This window comes from Spartinivicinus marinus (assembly GCF_026309355.1).
GTDB classification, from domain to species: domain Bacteria; phylum Pseudomonadota; class Gammaproteobacteria; order Pseudomonadales; family Zooshikellaceae; genus Spartinivicinus; species Spartinivicinus marinus.
Genome location: NZ_JAPJZK010000001.1, coordinates 1500842 through 1519761, shown reverse-complemented (window position 1 = coordinate 1519761; position 18920 = coordinate 1500842). Strand labels below are relative to the sequence as shown.

Sequence of the window (18920 nt, the reverse complement as noted above, 5' to 3'; positions counted from 1 at the left end):
AATAGGTAAAATGCTGAATGAGAGTCAGTTAGTGGTGTCAGATAGTCATGCTAATATGGAAAAAACTAACTAGACGAAACTCTTTAGCAGCAAAATCGCTGGCACGTATTCTATTAATTAGCTCTATTGTTACTTTATTTGTTATCTGTGCACAAATTTACTCCGATTATAATGCTGATATAAGTGCCATAGATGAGCGATTGAGAAATATCGAAAGAAGCTATTTAATAGCAATTGGTGAGCAAGTTTGGAATTATGATATTGATACGCTGAACGGTTTACTTGAGGGGATTGCGCAGCTACCTGATATTTCATCGGTTAAATTTGTTGCTGAAAACGGGTCTGAGTACTCGAAGCAGAATGTTGGTGAGGTTGAATACCCTAAAGCAGAAACATTTAAAATTAATTATGAGGTAGAAGGAAAAGTCAACATCCTAGGAGAACTTACCGTTGTTGTTGATTTACAGAGAGTATATCAGCGACTCATTGATCGCTCAGTTTTTATTTTGATCTCACAGTTTTTCAAAACATTTTTAGTGTCGACCTTTATTTTGTTTATTATTTATTATTTGATAGTGCTTAGGATAAATAAAGTTATTCACTTTGCATCTTCATTTTCGTTGAATGGTATGAATGATGTTGATATGGAAGATTTTCATGCTGAAAATATTAAAGGTGAGGATGAGCTATCTGAATTATTCAGAACGATTGCAAAAATGAAAAAGCAGTTGGAAGAGGAGGTAAAGCAAAAAGAAGAAAATCAGCAAAAGTTATTTCAACAAGCAAACTTTGATTCATTAACCAAGCTGGTTAATAGAAAGTGTGCGCTTGATCGGCTTGAGTTATTGCTAGCTCAGTCAAAGCGATATAGTAATTCATTAGGTGTTATCTATTTGGATATCGATCACTTTAAAGATATTAACGACTCATTAGGACATGATGCAGGGGATAGTTTACTCATTAAGTCAGCAGATCGTATTAGAAATACTATCCGGCAAGAAGATATAGCTTGCCGGCTGGGAGATGATGAGTTCTTGCTGGTATTAACCAGTTTAAAAACGCCTAATGCGATCGAGGTGGTGATTGAAAAACTGAAGCTGAGTTTTGTAAAGCCTGTTGATATATCTGGAAAAGCCATTTATGTTACGTTGAGTATTGGTATTTCAATATATCCTACAGATGGTAATACAGTACAAGAATTAATAAAGAATGCCGATGCAGCATTATATAGTGCAAAAACAGCGGGTAGAAATTGCCATAAATATTTTGAGCCAAAAATGAACTCTTGGTCTAAACAGCGTTTAGAAATCAGCTCAAGATTGCGTAAAGCAATATCTGATAATGAGTTTACTATACATTACCAGCCATTATTATGTTTGAAAACGAATAAAGTAGTGGGAGGCGAAGCATTAATTAGGTGGTTTAATAAAGAGGAGGGGATAACTCCACCTGACAGGTTTATTCCTTTGTCTGAGGAAAATGGATTGATTGTTCGTATAGGTGATCAGGTTACTGAAATGGTATTTGCAACGGTTGTTAGGTGGAGTTTGTATTGGGAGGAAGAGTTTAGAATTGCACTCAATATTTCGGCTAGAGAGCTACAAGAAGCGAATTTTGTTGACCGTCTTACACAACAAATAAAAAAATATAGTGTTAAAAAATCGGCAATAGAAATTGAAGTGACGGAGAGATTGCTGCTTGATAATAGAACTCAGTCTGTTAAGAATTTATTAAAATTATCTTCACTTGGTATTCGACTATCACTGGATGATTTTGGTACGGGCTATTCATCATTAAGTTATCTGCAAAAATACCCATTCAGTACTTTAAAGTTAGATCGCTCATTTTTAAAGCTGGTTCCTCATAATGAAAAAAGCGCGGCTTTATCTTCCTCGATTATTCACTTAGCGCATAGCTTAGGTTTTGAGGTTATTGCAGAAGGTGTTGAAACTCAAGAACAATATGAGTTTCTCAAAGCAGAAGGCTGTGATATTGCGCAAGGTTATTTTATTGCCAAACCAATGAGTGTAGAAGAGTTTGAAAACTGGATGGATCAATGTGGTGGCTACATACATATAGCACCAGATGACAAGGGTTCTAAAAAACGAGCTAATCGTTGAATTTTTATTATTTGGTTGAGTTTTAGTCTACAGTAGACCAGTTTTAGTGATTAATAGTTTGCAAACCTGGTGAAGGCTGTTGTGAAAGGATGCTAAAAATAAGTCAAGTGTCCAATATGGAATAACAGTGGCTTTTTCTGCCGTTAGTCTTGTAGTAGCTGATTACCCCTGTTTTTTAGCTCTAGAATATCCCGTTACCCCATATCTTTTGTGTCTCTTTCATATGACAGACAACACTATTCATACACTCTCCCTTGAGAGAGTAGGGCTAAGGGGGAATACAAGTGAAATACTTCCCCTGTTGCATGTGCTCCTATTGGCACTATAATATCGGCCATTTTTTAAACTGACGTTCAACAAAAAACACTAGAAGTACAACATTAAATGTAAGGTAGTAGATGAAGAAATTTACACAATGGCTAGTTGTAGCTGGGGCAGCTGCATCCTCCTTGGCAGGAGCTAGCATCAACAACACTATGGTAGGCACCTTGCCTGGCGATGTTACAGTCACCGAAAATGGTGCGGCAAGTTATCGTATTCCCATTGAATTGCCTCCAGGTGTGAATGAAATGCAACCTGATTTGGCGTTGGTTTATAACAGCCAACAGCGAAATGGATTGTTAGGTATAGGCTGGAGCTTATCAGGCTTATCCTCCATTACCCGCTGCCCAACTACTTTGATTCAAGATGGATTTATTGATGGGGTAGATTTTGACGATAACGACAAGTTTTGTCTAAGTGGTGATCGATTAGTAGCCGTTAATGGTAATTATGGGGCAAGTGGTACTGAGTACCGCACTGAAAATGCCAGCTACCGTAAAATTGTATCTTATGGCTCAGCAGGTAATGGTCCAGCCTATTTTAAAGTCTGGTACAAAGATGGTCGCATAGCTGAATTTGGAAATACTGAAGACTCTTTAGTAGAGGCCCAAGGCAAAGCAGATGCATTAAACTGGGCAATAAATAAAGTAGAAGATCGGTTTGGTAATGCCATTAATTACCAATATTTAGAAAATAGTGATACTGGAGAACATTATCCTGCTTCTGTTTCTTATGCTGGTACTGAAGTTAAGTTTGAGCTTGAAGATAGACTTGATGTGATTTCTGGCTATGTTTCTGGTTCTATGTATCAAACTAAAAAACTACTAACAAAAATAAATATTTTTGTACCTAATAAAACTAGCCATTACGTTATTAACTATCGTGCTACAAAAGAATTGAAAAATAGCTTATTCGATTCGATAGAAAAATGTAGCTCAAATGAGTGTTTACCTAAAACTCAAGTAAGTATTGAAGATAACCCAGCGTCTTTTATAAAGCTATCTAGTACTTCAACTGGTCGTAGAGGTGATATTCATGGATGGAACTCTGGATATCGCTATTTTGTAATGGATATCAATGGTGATGGCCGACAAGACATGTTAATGCGAGATGGTGAAGGGACATTATCCAGCTGGCTTTCCAATGGCAAAACCTTCGAGCAGGCTGGGGACACGCCAACAGGCAAAAGGGGAGATCGCTATGGTTGGAATTCGGGGCATCGCTATTTTGTAATGGATATTAACGGTGATGGCCGACAAGACATGTTAATGCGAGATGGTGAAGGGACATTATCCAGCTGGCTTTCCAATGGCAAAACCTTCGAACAAGCTGGGGACACGCCAACAGGCAAAAGGGGGGATCGCCATGGTTGGAATTCGGGACATCGCTATTTTGTAATGGATATCAACGGTGATGGTCGACAAGACTTGCTAATGCGGGATGGTGAAGGAACTTTATCCAGCTGGCTTTCCAATGGTAAAACCTTTGAACAGGCAGGATATACGCCAACAGGCAAAAGGGGAGATCGCCATGGTTGGAATTCGGGGCATCGCTACTTTGTAATGGATATCAACGGTGATGGCCGACAAGACATGCTAATGAGAGATGGTGAAGGGACATTATCCAGCTGGCTTTCCAATGGCAAAACCTTCGAACAAGCCGGTGCTACACCTACGGGCAAAAGAGGAGATCGTCATGGTTGGAATTCAGGGCATCGCTATTTTGTAATGGATATTAACGGTGATGGTCAACAAGACATGCTAATGCGGGATGGTGAAGGAACACTATCCAGCTGGCTTTCCAACGGTAAAACTTTCGAACAAGCCGGTGCTACACCTACGGGCAAAAGGGGAGATCGCCATGGTTGGAATTCGGGGCATCGCTATTTTGTAATGGATATTAATGGTGATGGAAAGCACGACTTATTGATGCGAGATGGTGAAGGCACATTGTCGAGCTGGCTGTCAAATGGACAAACACTAATTGAAGCGGGAGCTATTAGAACAGGCCAAAGTGATAGAGGTGATTGGAATACTGGGCATCGTTACTTTGTAATGGATTTTAACGGAGACGGTAAATCGGATATTGTCACTAGAGATGGGGATGGAAAATTAACTCCATTTTTATCTACCTGGAATTCTAGTAATATAAAGCTATTCACCAACGGCCTCGGCTATGTTGCCAAACTGTCGTATAAGCCATTAACCAATAAATCCATTTTCACCAAAAGCTCTGGTAGCCAATATCCAGTTAGAGATATTCAGCCTACAACTTATGTAGTGTCTAAGTTGGAAAAAGCTAATGGTATCGGTGGCTTCACTACTACAACCTATGAATATGAAGGTTTAAAGTTTCACCAAAAAGGCTTGGGGTCATTAGGCTTTGCCAAGATGACTAGCATCCAAGTAGATACTGGGATTAAAACCATTAATCATTATGCTCAGGATGTAGCTAATCGAAAAATTGGTTTACTCTCCCATAGCCAAACTTTGTCAAAAAATGGCGTGGTATTAAAGGATGTTACGCAGGATTGGCAAGTTAACAAACTAAGTGATGGAGATATTCCTCGTTATCAAGCCTTGTTAGCTAACAGTAAAACTATCCAAAAATCATTACAAGGTAAATTACTGTCAACCATCACTCAACAGTTGACTTATGACGAGTTTGGTAATGCAACAGAAAAACACACTACTACTGTTGATAAATATGGTAGCTACCAACAAACAGTAAATACAACTTACGATAACAATGAAGGTCAGTGGTTATTCGGCTTAGCTACGCGTATTGAAGACACCCGCAGTAGTGATTTTTCTGCTAGCTTAACCCGTACTCGTGCTCTTAGTTTTGATCAGAATACAGGTATTGTATTACAAGAAACAGTAGAGCCTGATAATGGTGATTTATTCCTGAAAACTCAGTATGAGTATGATGGTTATGGTAATCGAATTGCTATTACTCAAAGTGGGCCAGGGATTAAAACTACTACGACTCGCTTTAATTTTTCTGATAATGGGCGCTTTTTAAAATCGTCAGTTAATGCGCTAGGGTTTACTACTCATCAAGTTATTGATCCGTTCTTTGGTGTAGCCACACGCACGACTGATGCTAATGGTAAAGTTACTGAGTTTACATATGATAGTTTAGGTCGTGCTTTAAAAGAAAAACGTGCTGATGGTACTGAAACTGTAATCAGTCGTGGCTGGTGTAATGATGCTTGCCCAGCGAGAGCAAAATATTGGGTAACCACTACTGCTAGTGGAAATAGACCAGTAACCGTTTATTTTGATAGTTTAAGTAGGCAAGTACGAACAAAAACCCAAGCGTTAACTGGGCAATCAGTGTTAACCGACACTGAATATAGCTCATTAGGTGTTGTTAAGCGCCAATCACAGCCTTATTTTTCAACAGATACTCAAGTCTATTGGACAAGGTATCAATACGATGAATTATTAAGGGTTACACAAACAACTGCACCTGATGGTTCTATTACTAAGACAGAGTTTGATGGTTTAAGTCAAACAGCTATTAATGAAAAAGACCAAGTAAGCACTATTAATAAAAATGCGCTTGGGCAAGCAGTGAATGTAGTTGATGCCTTAGGCAATACCATTCAATATCAATATGATGCTTTTGGCGGATTAGCAAAAACTACTGATCCGGTAGGAAATATAACAACCATTGAATACGATGCTCGTGGTCGTAAGGTTGCAATGAATGACCCTGATAAAGGCCGCTGGACATATGGTTACGATGCACTGGACCGATTAACTCAACAGCAAAACGCTAAAGGTCAAATTACTAAAATCGAATATGATCTACTTGGGAGAAAGGTTAAACGCATTGATAATGCACAACTAGATAAAGACCAACAGGAAATAAGTCAGTGGGTTTTTGACAAGTCTTATAAAGGTGTATTAGATCAAGTAACTAGCCCTAATTTTTCAAAACAGTTTAGCTATGATCAATATCAACGGCTGGTAAGTACAATACAAACCGCGTTTGGTGAATCTTTTACGATTGCAACTGAGTACGATAATTACAGCCGTCCTTTGGTTACTACTTATCCTACAGGCTTAACCACTAAAAATGTGTATAACGAAAGAGGCTATTTAGTTGCTATAACTGATGGTAAGGAAAAAAATCCTAAAAAATACTGGCAAGCTAAAACGGTAAATCCGCAAGGGAGTGTTATAGAGTCGGTATTAGGTAATGGAGTGGAAACTTTACGTTATGTCGATCCACAAGCAGGTCGGGTTACTGATATTGCTGCAAACTTGGGGTCAGTAAATCAAATTGAACTACTTCACTTTAGCTACGATAAGTTAGGAAATTTACTCAGCCGTGAAGATGTTCGCCAAGGGATAACGGAAAGCTATAGTTATGACCAACTTAATAGATTGACTGAAAGTACTGCTGTTTTAAACGATGGCTATAAAAATACCCAGCATGTCTCATATGATGAGTTAGGTAATATTACTTTTAAATCGGATGTGGGTAACTATAGCTACGGTGGCAGCTGTGATAGTGGTGTTAATGCTGGGCCTCATGCAGTTACCCAAACCGCAGGCGTACAAAACGCCCATTATTGCTATGATTTAAATGGTAATATGGTGTCGGGTAATGGCCGTACAATTACTTATACGGCATTTGATAAACCAAGCCTAATTACTAAGGGCAATTTATCTACCGCTATTGACTATGATACCAACCGTTCTCGTATCCGCCGGATTGATAATACCAGTAATGGTAATACAACCACTTACTATATGGGAGGCATTTACGAAAAGGTTGTAGCTAATAACAGCAAGGTAGAACACAAGCATTATATTGGTAGTTTTGCAATTGTTACCCAAGCGGAAGGGAAAGATAAAACTAATTATCTACATAGGGATCACCTAGGTTCTATTGTTGCAATTACTGATGAAAAAGCGAATGTAGTTGAACGCTTTAGTTATGATCCTTGGGGCAAAAAGCGTTTTACTAACTGGAAACCTAGCACTAACTATACTGCTCTACCAAGCAAAGTAACGACTCGCGGTTTTACAGGGCATGAAAACCTGGACGCAGTCGGTCTAATCCACATGAATGGTCGGGTTTACGATCAAAATCTTGGTCGCTTTTTAAGTGCTGATCCATTTATTCAAAACCCTTACAATTCACAGTCATTAAACCGATATACTTACGTATATAACAACCCACTAAACCGAACAGATCCAACTGGGTATTTTAGTTTTAAAAAACTAAGAAAGAAAATTCGTAAGTTACATAGAAAAAGTCATTTTTTAAGGCCTGAATTTGCCTTAGAAAGAGCTACCTTCAAGTGGACTCAGCGTAAAGTGCATAATGAAACCATGCGTCTTAGAAGCAGACTTTGGCTTTCAAGAAAAGTAGATGCTGAGTTTGTTCGCAGCAAGTCACTAAGATTTATAGGGCAAGTTGTAGCTGGTGCTTTAGATTACAAAGGCTGCGCTGGTAGGTGCTCTGCGGCATATAATGCTTATCTAACGTCAATTATGGGTGGTGACTACCGTGACGCCTATAAGGCTTTTGCTAGGTCTTATGCCAGCTATGTAGCAGGACAAGCTGCATACAATGCTACTTATCAATATGCAGCTAAATATAATCTGGACTTGAGTTATCAGAATAACTTTTCATTAGGGGAGAATACAAAGTTAGCTGTAAAGTGGGATATAACGAAATATGCAGCTTCTTTTAATAAAGGTGTTGTATCCTCAACTATTTCTGGTGGGAAAAATCCACTAAAAGATGGTGCTATGGGTGGGTTACAATCGTTTGGTTTAGATATTGCCTACTTGGCTAGAGCAGCTTATAGGCCTCTAGCTGGAATTGGCGAGGATATGACAGTATTTGACTTAACAGAAAGGTTAAATGGTGTTGCTGAGGTTGCTAATGAATTTAAAGGTTCTTTAAGAAGTATGGGAGTAGATTTCGATTCTGGTCCTCCAACAACACATGGAATTGCAATTCATTTTCGAACAGTCAATCTTAATCCAGGTGAAGTACGGGTTTTATCTATTGGTTACGCTAATGATTCTTTTATGAAGGAACCTTTTACTATTACACAAGATATTGACAATAATAAAATAGTCAGTGTAAATGGATCGAGTATGTAATTAAAACAAAATTCTTAAGCCCACTTAGGTGGGCTTGTTATAGGAAAATATATTTTTTATGAGACTTGATGGCTAATGATTTTTACCTAAAAATATGTAAGGATTGGAAATAATAAAAATATTGTGAATTCAATCTCTATTGAAATATCTTGATATAAACACTTATCTCAATGTGGAAATCTTCTTTAATCTAAAATTTTCTTAAATTAATTAAAAAGCCTACCAAACTAATTCAGCTTAACAGGCTATATACACTTAGGAACACCCCAGCCTCTTTTATTGAAACCATTCACCAATCTGTAACACGCTTATGGCCATATCAACAATAATGGAACAACTGTTTAACTTTGTGGTCTCTTATACCTTACGGGTTTGATTTCAGTAGTGGGCTTAGTCCCGTGCTTTCGCTGAGGTAGTTGGGCTAATTGAGAATAGAGTTGTAAGCAATTAGGTTGCTAACAGGCCCTTAGCTAATAGAGCGAGCGACTAGATGTATTAAACTTGAATAATCTATTGGTAATAAAACAGCACAACTAAGATATATAATGAAAAAGCTTACTTATCTTATTCTCTTCATTATTAGCAGTACCTTATTACTGGTGGCTTGTGCAAACAGACCAGTGGGTATTGCTTTTGAGCCCTCATCTGCTTTGCCCGAATATAAGCAATCAAGCTTTAGCCTTTATCTAAATGAAACCAAGCAATGGCTTGCAGAGAATCGTGCCTATTTAACTGATAATACCCGTCATGAGCTGATACTTAATTCACCCTACGAATTACGACCAAAGCAGAAAACGACAAAAGGTGTATTACTGGTTCATGGACTTGGGGATTCCCCTTATTCATTTATTGACATCAGCCGCACCCTACAAAAACAAGGGTTTCTAGTGCGTACTATTCTGTTGCCTGGTCATGGTAGTAAGCCTGCTGACTTAATGTTGCCGACATTGTCTGATTGGCAATCAATTGTGAGCTATCATACTAAGCTAATGGCAAATGAGGTTGATGAACTGTGGTTAGGAGGCTATTCGACAGGGGGCAATTTGGTTACCTCTGAAGCCTACCGAAACGATAAAGTTACTGGTTTGCTATTGTTCTCGCCTGCTTTTCAAGCTACGAGTGATGCTGTCAAATATGCCCCAATCGCAAATTGGTTTATTGATTGGGTAGATGTTGATCCAGAAACTAATATTACCCGTTATGAGTCATTACCTACTAATGGTGCGGCGCTTTATTACCAGACTTCAGAAATTGTTAGAGACGATTTAGCAAAGCCATTTAATAAACCTGTGTTGATGGTGTTGAGTGAGACGGATAGTGTAGTAGATAGTCAAACAACAGCAGGTTACTTCACCCAAAGCTTTACCCATCCGAATAGTTTATTAATTTGGTATGGTGGCAATCCTCCGCAAGACAAGCGTACTATAAGTCATACAATGAAACTGCCACAGTATCGTATTAGTGCAGGTTCTCATATGGGGCCTTTATTTTCCCCAAACAATCCTCGTTATGGGCAGTTTGGAAATACCCGTATTTGTAATAATGGCCAGTCCGAAGAAAAAGAAGCACTATGTTATCAAGGCACTAAGCCTTGGTTTTCAGGCTGGGGTTATCAGGCAGCTAATAATGAAGCCAATAATAACGTATATGCGCGTTTAACCTGGAACCCCTATTATGATGAGCTAGTTTCTCAAATGACCAAGCTTATTCGCAGCACAGCAGTCGACAGTCCATCTAATGTAGCCAGTAAATAAAAACTAGCCTTAACAGAATAAAGTAGTTTTTTAAACTTTCTTGTATTTAGTATATTAAACTTTAATTTTATATTTTTTAATATAGAGTTACATGCCAAGAAACTACTATTCTCACACAGCCTCTATATAGCTAGCGCTAAAAAGTATTAGTAAAATTTTCAGACACTTGGTCTTGTAACTAAGCCTATTTATATGTTTTCAAAAATATTACACTAGACAGTTTGAGTGGTAGAAGGGTAACTTGGCAACACACTAATTAATAAAGGGATGCTTATGAATATACAGTTAAACAAAAGTGTTTCTATTATCTTAGCTGTTGTTATTAGTTGTATAACATACCTCCCTACTCATGCCAAAAGTCGATACACGCCTAACAGGAGTACCATTGATTACTCAGCGGCACTTTCGCCAAAAAAACAAGTTAAGTTAGAAAAGCATCACAAGCGTGCTTTACAATATATTCCTCCCTCTAAGACTAAATCTGAAGATTCTAATACCGTTGATCTTAATGCAGAGAACTTTAAATTATTAGCAGTAATGACACCTTCTATGCCCAAGGCTGGTAAGTATATTAGTGCTTCAACACCATACCTTAATGAGTATGTGAAGGGCGCTTATGTCATGTTTAGAAATATTCGAATGTATGAACTGGATGAAGTGCTAGATGAAGATGCATATACATATGATACAGCGGGTAATTTACCAAAGGAGCCTATTGCACATGTGAGTGTAGTACCTCGTTCAGGTTGGGTTGGCTCAAGTTATTATCGAATTGCAGTTGACTTTATGCCTTCAGGAATTAGCAAGTATGATAATGATAAAGCGATTGAGCTGTTAACCTGGAATTCAGGTGAGTCACTAGGTGTGATGAATCTTTCTAAAGAAAATAATGACCAAATGTTAACTTATATTTCTGACCCTTTTGTGGTTGAGCATGATATTGATGAAGGGTTGCAAGTTTCTTGGACGCCAATGCCAGTTAATTTACATACATCTGGTGATGGCCATTACTATAGTGGTAACACTGGTAAAATTTACGCTATTAGGCTTTATCAAGTGCTATATTAATCCGAATATCTTATTAAAGAGATTAAGTGAAAATAGTTTATTTTATAGGGGCGCTTTAATGCGCCCAGTACTAGTTTAAAATGTCCCGCTTCCCTGTGGTTGCCGATTCAAAACTTACTGAATACCAAATAAGGCTTTGATTATTATCTACATTGCATGTGCTCCCGGAATTGCTACGTTTGTAAAAAAACTTACCAGCACAATAAGGAGTATCGCTCCTTGTAGATGGTCGAGGTCGATTTTGATCTAGATAACTCTAATTTACTCAGTGTTGGTTTAAGGAATACGGAATTTGATACTATACCCGTCGCGAATCATTTTTAGGTTTTGTTATCATCGTTCCTCACCCCAATCACCTATTAATATAGGCTCATGAGGCTTCGTCACTTGATGGCCTCACCTAAAAGTCCTACGCATTGGGTATATAATATGGAATTTGTGCAAAAATAGCCGGTTCTTGGACTTATTGGCTGAATTTGAAAGGGCTACAGGTGAGGTGGGTGGGGAATAAAGAACTCAGCATACCGTGAGGAGATGCTGGTTTTAAGCTCGCCTTCAGACCCAAATAACCCTACCTTAGAAAGTCGATTGCTAACAGGCGCGGCTCACCCTGATGTTGTTGATAAATTACTCAGTGACGTAGAGCAAAGTAGGCAAAAAGTCATTAGTGAAGTCAATGAAAGGCTACATGACTTTGTTAATACGATCGAAGGATTAGGTGGTATTAATTTTAGCGAACCATATTCGAGTGATAGCTCTACTGTCGGTAGTGAAAAATTATTCAAAGGGATAAAGCAGATTCAATCAACTTGGAATCATATACAGTCTACCTTTGGTAGATTAAATAATGCACTAACAAAAGCTAAAGACTTCGGAGTTTCTGATGAATACTTAGCAACTGGACTGAATGCTATAGATTTTCGAACTAAAACAGGACTTGATGCGCTAATGTATATGGAGTCAGCTATTCAAGCTTCAGTAGATACCTTTTTAGAAAAGGCATCGCAACTGATGAAATCAGGAGATCAATTAATTAGTAACATCGAAAGCTATGAGGAAAAGAAAAAAACTTGGGAAATGGTTGAAACAATTATGAGCTTTGTTACATTAGCAACTGCTGGAACAGGGATGGTGAAAGGTATTTTCAAAGGAGCTCGTTCCTTTATGAAAAAATCTGGTGAAGCTGTGACAGCTAAACAAGCTGCTGATACTGCTCGAAATGCAGCAACTAAAGAACTTGAAAAGCTTAACCGTATGAATGGGCACCCACATGGGATGCTTAAGGTTCAGCAAAGGAAGCTAGTACTTCAAACTCAGAAAACTGCAGGCGATGAACAAGTAAAATTTTTAGCTATTCAGAAAGAAGTGAGTAAAGTAAGAAATAACTTAATTGAAGTAGCTGGTATAAAACCTGTTGATTGGTCAGCTACCAGTGTTAGGACATCATTATCTACTGTAAATAAATATAAACAAAATCCAAGTAAAGTAAATACAGAAATCAAAGAAAAGGTGACAGACTTCATCAATCGAGGAGATAGTTCTTTATTGCAGCAATCAGAAAGTTTCAAACGCTTTCATAAAACTTTTATTGATCTGTGCATTGAGTACTCTTGGAAAACAAACAGCTATACAAGGGTTTCGGAGAGTGAAAATAATGGTCATCTAACTTACAAACAGGAGGTCTATAGAAATGCTGCTCGTACTAAATCGACAACTTCAAAAGAATATCAGAAAATAAAGTGGCAAATGGTAGAGGATGCTAAAAAGCTCAACGAGAGAAACGATGACTATTTTTATTATGTAAAGGATGATAAAGAAGAATATCCATTGGCTTTAAAGAATAAATATAGCCTAACATTAAACAAGCTATATACAGGATCTTATATTCCAGTTACCCATAGAGATGTGTTAGTTAAAGGACATCAGGATACAGATAAACCACCAAAAGTTGATAATAGTAAGTATAAATGGTGTCCCCGCGGCGACTGTTAAAAAGCCGGATGAGGGTGTAATTCAACACAAGATCAATGCCCAAACCCTGCTTAAAAGTATCCCCTTGGCTAGTGTGTAGCAATAAATTTTTTGCAATTTATACGCTTGCTGAGGAGACACGAACAAACTACACAACATTAACTTTACCTGATGCACCAGAAATGACTATACCTCTTCGATAGCCATATTACGTCAGAAATAGTTAAAGGAAAAATTACTGAATGGATTTCAACTGTCGTTGAATCTGGGCTAAAATGCTTTGACAATTTCATTAAAACCTTAATGAAATATAAGCAGCCAATCACTAATTATTTTATTCGACGTGACAACAGTGGGTTTGTGGAAGGCTTCAATAATAAGATGAAAGTGTTAAAGCGTCGGTGCTACGGATTATCCAGTACTAAAAGACTATTTCAGCGACTAGACTAATAGTGGAGACTATGGGGTTGGATTATCGCTCACCCAGCGATGTTTTTTTAGAGTATTTAATAGTAGCTTAGAAAATAATAGTTAGTAGCTTAGAAAATAACAGTGGTGCGTTTCAGATGATGGAGGGCGCAATTCAAAAAGAAGACGGTAGCAGTCAGCCTCTTATAATATCATGTATAGAAGACAAGTTATTATTGACTTACCTTTACTAAGATGTTACTAATAAGTAACATCTTAGGGGTTAAGTTAGGCATTTATATTTTCTATCGAGTTAAGTGCTAACTTAGAAAAAACAAAGGGGCAGTTAGAGTGGAGTATGTGTTTTGTTAAAGAAGTTTTGTGTACTATTCGTTTGCTTTTTAGCATTTCCATTATTAGCTGATAGTTATAAAAATATTGCTCTCATTTCAGTATCAACCCAATATGATGAAGAAAAAATAGAAACTGTTGTTGATGCTTTATTGAAAAATGGTTATCTTATTTCAAGAAAACACTTGAACCAAGTCGTTTCTGACTTTGGCTATGTAAATACAGAAAAAGCTAGGGCAGAAAGTTTAATAAATGCTTTATTAGATGATGATATAGATATTATATGGTTTGTTAAAGGTGGTGGTGGTGGAGTAAATATTCTACCTTACCTTCATATGGAAAAGGAAAGATTACTATCAGCAAAACCTAAAATATTAATTGGCTTTAGTGATGTCACAGCCATTCACTCATTTGTGAATGAAACCCTACAATGGAAATCTTTGCATGGTGTTGTAGCAAGCTATAACAAGGACAACAAAGATAAAAATGAAAAAAAGATACAAGTAAATGACTTAGAACCGATACCTTTGGTGGAACAGATATTATCTAAGGGTGTATTTTACCAAAATGTCATTCCATTAAATACGTTAGCTAAGAAAGGTGCTAATGGCGAGCTAAGAGGTGGTAATTTTACTTTAGTTTCTTCATTGTTTTCTACAATATATGAGCCAAATCTATCAGGTAAAATTCTTCTGTTAGAAGATATTGGCACATCGTTCCGTCAATTAGATAGGCGTCTTCACCAACTTTTGTTTAAGAAAGAGTTAGATGTCAGTGCAATCATATTTGGGCAGTTTTATCCCCTTGACCCAACAGATGAACAACGTCTAATTTATAAGTCTGTAATTGAGAAATTTGCACAACAATTCAATAAGCCTGTTTATTATTACCCTTATGTAGGCCATGGAAGAAAAAATCATCCATTAATCTTGGGAACTAATTCTACTCTTAAATGTGAAAAAGAGTCTGAGTATTGTTTTATTAGAGAATAACCTTATCAGCTATTTTTTGGCCTAAAAACTGGTTAGCTTTTATATAAAATTTAGCCAGTTTTACCATGAAAATCAATCACTTAGGGCTTTGCGACACAACCCAGCAATGGTACGTCAGAGAGTGGCATTCATGAATCGTTAGGAGAGTGAAATGAAAAATATAGTACTCTACTTGGCTCTTTCACTTACTTCGTCGAGCATTTTCGCTTTGGAAATAACATGTCCTCAGCAGATTTCTACGAACCAGTCGTTGGTTGAGCCAGTTGCAGAGTGGGAAGAATTTATTCGGCCGTCTGGCGTCGATCGGAATCTGAAGCAATCAAATATCTATCGAATTGACCTCTATGACGGAGAGCCCAAGGAAATTGCACAGCTAAAACCAAATGACGTAAATGCTTCTAATCAAACCTGGATTTTTTCCGGTCCTGCACCAGCTAACAGGCCAGTTTATATGTCTTGCGCTGCAAGCAATTTTGATCCTACCAAAGCTTTTCACAGGGACAAATTACCAGTCCAAAAGCGGACTAACGTTTAGATAAAAGTTAGTCAGTTTACACTATATATAGCCAAAGCGAATGGTATAAATCAATCATTTAGTGTTTTTCTACACATCTTAAAGTCTTAACTGGCTAGTTTAGATCTCTAATGTAATTATTAATAATATTTGAGTTGTCAATAATATAGTTAAACTCTTCTATAACATTCGACTCTATATCCTTGCTGAAACCAAAATGTCCACTTACCATATTTATTTTATGAGCGTGATATTCTTTAAACCCATTTTTATGTAATATCCATTTAAATGTAATTAACTCATACAGCGCACCATCAACTCGTTTTTTTATAAACATAAGTGCAAGGCTATCAATATTATTTGAGTAAATTATTTTGGCTTTATGTTTTAAATTTTCATTTAAAAGAGACGCTGCATAGTCATTTATTATAGTTCCAATGGATTTTAAACTATTAAAATCATCCGTTTTTAATTGGTTGTGCAAAAATAAAGCCATACCAGTTTCTATGAAAGCCGACGACCATTTAAATAACTTCTCTCTTTCTTCTGATTTTGCTAAGGTAAATATAACAGTTCTTTTATTTGATATTGATTCTTTATATGCTCTTGCCCAAGGCATGAAATTAATTTCTACCTGATTTCTTTTGCACTTTAATTTTTTTGCAGTATGATATAATATATCGATTGCAATTCCTTTAAATACTCCATCTTTTTCAATGTAATTAAAAGGTGCTAAATTTTCAGTAACAAAGCTAATATTTTTAAGGGGGCAAGCATAACCACTAACGCTTAAACTAATGATAGTTGTCAAAATATATATACTAGCTTCTAAAATAGTTTTCATATACTTAGTTTAGTGTAATTTTATACTTTTATTAATTATATCTCTTATTGTAATATGTTATAATTAGCTCCCTTCATGTATTTAAATTTGATAACTAGCATTTATCGGTAGCTGCCGTAGAAAGATCTTAAATAACTAATTTATAAGGGCTACAGGAGAAGAGCGCTCAACTTAGAAACCCGCAACCAGTAGCTCTTCCTACACGAGTCTTCATTAACCTCAGTGTTGAGTTCCCCTCTATCAACACTGCATACCTTATAATCAAATTGTCAAAAATATAATGATAACTGGCACTAACTGGCCTTATCGGCTGTTTTTGAAAAAGCTTCAGGTGAGGTAGATAGGGGTAGAAACAGGAGGTTGTGAAATAGCAATAGGGTAGGTGAATATAAAAGGGGCAACTTCTAGAGCTAATACCTGAAGATTAACTAAAAGATATCAAAAAAAAATTCAAATTTTTAATTGCTAAGCTAATAATTATTAAAACTACTCTCCCATATTTTTTGATATTTTTTTATTAGACGCTTGGTTAAATTAATAGCTTTAAACTCATTCATCTTTTGGCTAAGTAATTGATAATACTTTCTACAAGGTGACTTTTTAGAAATAGCAATGTACATCCCCTCTGATGTTACATATGGTTTTAAAGGCACAATTTGATTTTTTAAGTCAGTTGAGGCTAATGCTGATAAGGTTGGATATAGTCCGTATATCATATAGTCAACTCGTTTTTTATTTAATTTATTAATTACATTTAGTAAACCATGAGACTGCTCTATTTTCAAGTGATCAGCCGCATAAGCATCGAACTCTTCACCAAAGCTGTTACCAATTAAAGTAGCTCCTCTGAAGTTAACTAAGTCACTCCATTTTTGATAGTTAAACGTAGATAATTTCCTAGTAAAAATTGCTACAGGATCTTGCATGAAAGGTGGAAAAACATAATCCATGTACTCTATTCTCTCTTCATTTATATATGGACCAGCTAATATATCGGCAGCACCAGTCTTTGTAACTTTTTGTGCTCGAGCCCAAGGTAATGGTAAGGTTGTCATTGGTATAGCTATGTCTTTAAATGCACGCCGTAGAATTTCTACAGCAACTCCTGTCATTTCTTGTGATTTACTGTCAGTCCAAGTGATAGGGGGGTATTCTGCATTGCCTGCAACCACAAGACGATCACATGTTTTTGCTGATACAGTTGGTATATATAAACAAAAGCTTACGGTGAACAAAAGTCGATTGAGGCAATACATATAACTCATATAATCTTTTAGATACCTATTCTCTCTACTTCTAATGGTGGCTCTTCTGTAGGGAACCATCGTTTGTAGATAGTGCTAAAGCTTCCATCTTGTTTCATAGCCTTTAGTGTTGCAAGCCATAAGGTGACTACTTTTTGATCTGAATTTTTTGAAAAACATATATAGAGTTTATCTTCAAAAAAAGTATATTTCTTTTCTATATCTAACAAAGAGAACCCTGCCTGTTTTAAAATATCACCAACTGTAACACTAGAAACAGCCCATAAATCTATTCTTTTATTCATGAGCTTTTGAGCATTAGTCAGGGGTTTTATTGCTTGTTTTAAATTCGTAACCCCCTGTTTGGTCAATAGTTGTTCAGCAAATCCTTCTCGAGTAACACCCACTTTTAATTTACCAATTTCATCTAAACTTGATAATGACAAATTATTTCCTTTAATACTATATAAACTGAGCTTTCCTATAGCAATAGGGCCTATCAAAGTGAATAATTTTTCTCGTTCAGGTGTGGCTGACATACTAAATAATACAGTATTTTTTCGCTCCTCTACCATTTTATAACCTCGTGCCCATGGTAGAACTTGTATCTTAGTTTTATCATTTGTCTTTGCTAGGATTTCCTCAACCACTTCTACAGCAAGCCCTGTCACCTTCCCGTTTTCAGTAAAACTGATCGGAGCGTATTCTTCTGTTATAATTTTCAACTTATTTGCATACGCTAGTGAAGAGATATAGCTTAAAGCAAAAAAAACTATTAGAAATATTCTATTTATATTCATACAAGCCATAAAAAAGCCCTCTCTCTTTAATTTTTTGAGTATAGCTTAGATATTGGAGCAGGTTTCAATTCGGAAATTAGCTTATAAATGGGGATTGAAGCCCAATGGGGCGAAACTGTATCTTAAGGAAGGTTAATCTTGAGTTAGTGTCTAAAAATCGATTTGGAGACACAATAGCCTACTAAGTGCTAGATATTATTTAGTAAACACAATCAAACTAAAACTACTTGATATACCAGACAATTAGGGCTTAGGGTTTTGCTACACAGCAAGAGCACTGCTCTGCTATAGCCTTGTGATGGAGGCTTTGGCTCCATGGGCAGCTAGGTCAAAAGTATATAATCCTTCAAACGGGCTGTTTTTCTGGGATATCACTTGCTTAGATTTATTGATAATCAA

At 36.8% G+C, this 18920-nt stretch carries 11 protein-coding genes; 8 read left to right on the top strand and 3 right to left on the bottom strand.

From position 1 onward, the window contains the following. Positions 1 to 47: 47 nt before the first annotated feature. The 8 genes from OQE68_RS06980 (at position 48) to OQE68_RS06950 (ending at position 15654) form a co-directional block, all read left to right on the top strand. Complete coding sequence (locus OQE68_RS06980; RefSeq protein WP_180569883.1) at positions 48 to 2120, top strand: bifunctional diguanylate cyclase/phosphodiesterase; 2073 nt, start codon at positions 48 to 50, stop codon at positions 2118 to 2120. A gap of 398 nt (positions 2121 to 2518) precedes the next feature. Beyond that, positions 2519 to 8575, top strand: a complete 6057-nt coding sequence (locus tag OQE68_RS06975) for an FG-GAP-like repeat-containing protein (protein WP_266195558.1) — start codon at positions 2519 to 2521, stop codon at positions 8573 to 8575. A 545-nt stretch (positions 8576 to 9120) separates the two neighbouring features. Then, positions 9121 to 10329, top strand: coding sequence for an alpha/beta hydrolase (locus tag OQE68_RS06970; RefSeq protein ID WP_180571697.1), 1209 nt, complete (start codon positions 9121 to 9123; stop codon positions 10327 to 10329). Positions 10330 to 10602: 273 nt separating this feature from the next. After that, a complete protein-coding gene (locus OQE68_RS06965; protein WP_180571698.1) occupies positions 10603 to 11397 on the top strand; it encodes an SRPBCC family protein in 795 nt (264 codons plus the stop codon). A gap of 534 nt (positions 11398 to 11931) precedes the next feature. Continuing rightward, positions 11932 to 13389 (top strand): hypothetical protein, encoded by a 1458-nt coding sequence (locus OQE68_RS06960; protein ID WP_180571746.1) that lies wholly within the window; start codon positions 11932 to 11934, stop codon positions 13387 to 13389. 186 nt (positions 13390 to 13575) lie between these two features. Then, on the top strand, positions 13576 to 13818 hold the full coding sequence (locus OQE68_RS30775; protein ID WP_353618599.1) for a transposase: 243 nt from the start codon (positions 13576 to 13578) through the stop codon (positions 13816 to 13818). Between the two features lie 323 nt (positions 13819 to 14141). Continuing rightward, complete coding sequence (locus OQE68_RS06955) at positions 14142 to 15119, top strand: LD-carboxypeptidase (protein ID WP_219340259.1); 978 nt, start codon at positions 14142 to 14144, stop codon at positions 15117 to 15119. Between the two features lie 151 nt (positions 15120 to 15270). After that, a complete protein-coding gene (locus OQE68_RS06950; RefSeq protein WP_353618573.1) occupies positions 15271 to 15654 on the top strand; it encodes an STY0301 family protein in 384 nt (127 codons plus the stop codon). A 94-nt stretch (positions 15655 to 15748) separates the two neighbouring features. On the opposite strand, the gene OQE68_RS06945 is transcribed toward OQE68_RS06950, so the two are convergent. The 3 genes from OQE68_RS06945 to OQE68_RS06935 form a co-directional block, all read right to left on the bottom strand. After that, positions 15749 to 16477, bottom strand: a complete 729-nt coding sequence (locus OQE68_RS06945; protein WP_180570157.1) for a substrate-binding periplasmic protein — start codon at positions 16475 to 16477, stop codon at positions 15749 to 15751. Positions 16478 to 16947: 470 nt separating this feature from the next. Continuing rightward, a complete protein-coding gene (locus OQE68_RS06940; protein ID WP_180570156.1) occupies positions 16948 to 17649 on the bottom strand; it encodes a substrate-binding periplasmic protein in 702 nt (233 codons plus the stop codon). Between the two features lie 101 nt (positions 17650 to 17750). Next, complete coding sequence (locus OQE68_RS06935; RefSeq protein ID WP_180570155.1) at positions 17751 to 18530, bottom strand: substrate-binding periplasmic protein; 780 nt, start codon at positions 18528 to 18530, stop codon at positions 17751 to 17753. Between the last annotated feature and the right edge of the window lie 390 nt (positions 18531 to 18920).

Bases quoted from the DNA above. Each gene is read 5' to 3' on its own strand.
- OQE68_RS06980 (WP_180569883.1), top strand. From the start codon at position 48: ATGCTAATATGGAAAAAACTAACTAGACGAAACTCTTTAGCAGCAAAA.
- OQE68_RS06975 (WP_266195558.1), top strand. From the start codon at position 2,519: ATGAAGAAATTTACACAATGGCTAGTTGTAGCTGGGGCAGCTGCATCC.
- OQE68_RS06970 (WP_180571697.1), top strand. From the start codon at position 9,121: ATGAAAAAGCTTACTTATCTTATTCTCTTCATTATTAGCAGTACCTTA.
- OQE68_RS06965 (WP_180571698.1), top strand. From the start codon at position 10,603: ATGAATATACAGTTAAACAAAAGTGTTTCTATTATCTTAGCTGTTGTT.
- OQE68_RS06960 (WP_180571746.1), top strand. From the start codon at position 11,932: ATGCTGGTTTTAAGCTCGCCTTCAGACCCAAATAACCCTACCTTAGAA.
- OQE68_RS06950 (WP_353618573.1), top strand. From the start codon at position 15,271: ATGAAAAATATAGTACTCTACTTGGCTCTTTCACTTACTTCGTCGAGC.
- OQE68_RS06945 (WP_180570157.1), bottom strand. From the start codon at position 16,477: ATGAAAACTATTTTAGAAGCTAGTATATATATTTTGACAACTATCATT.
- OQE68_RS06935 (WP_180570155.1), bottom strand. From the start codon at position 18,530: ATGGCTTGTATGAATATAAATAGAATATTTCTAATAGTTTTTTTTGCT.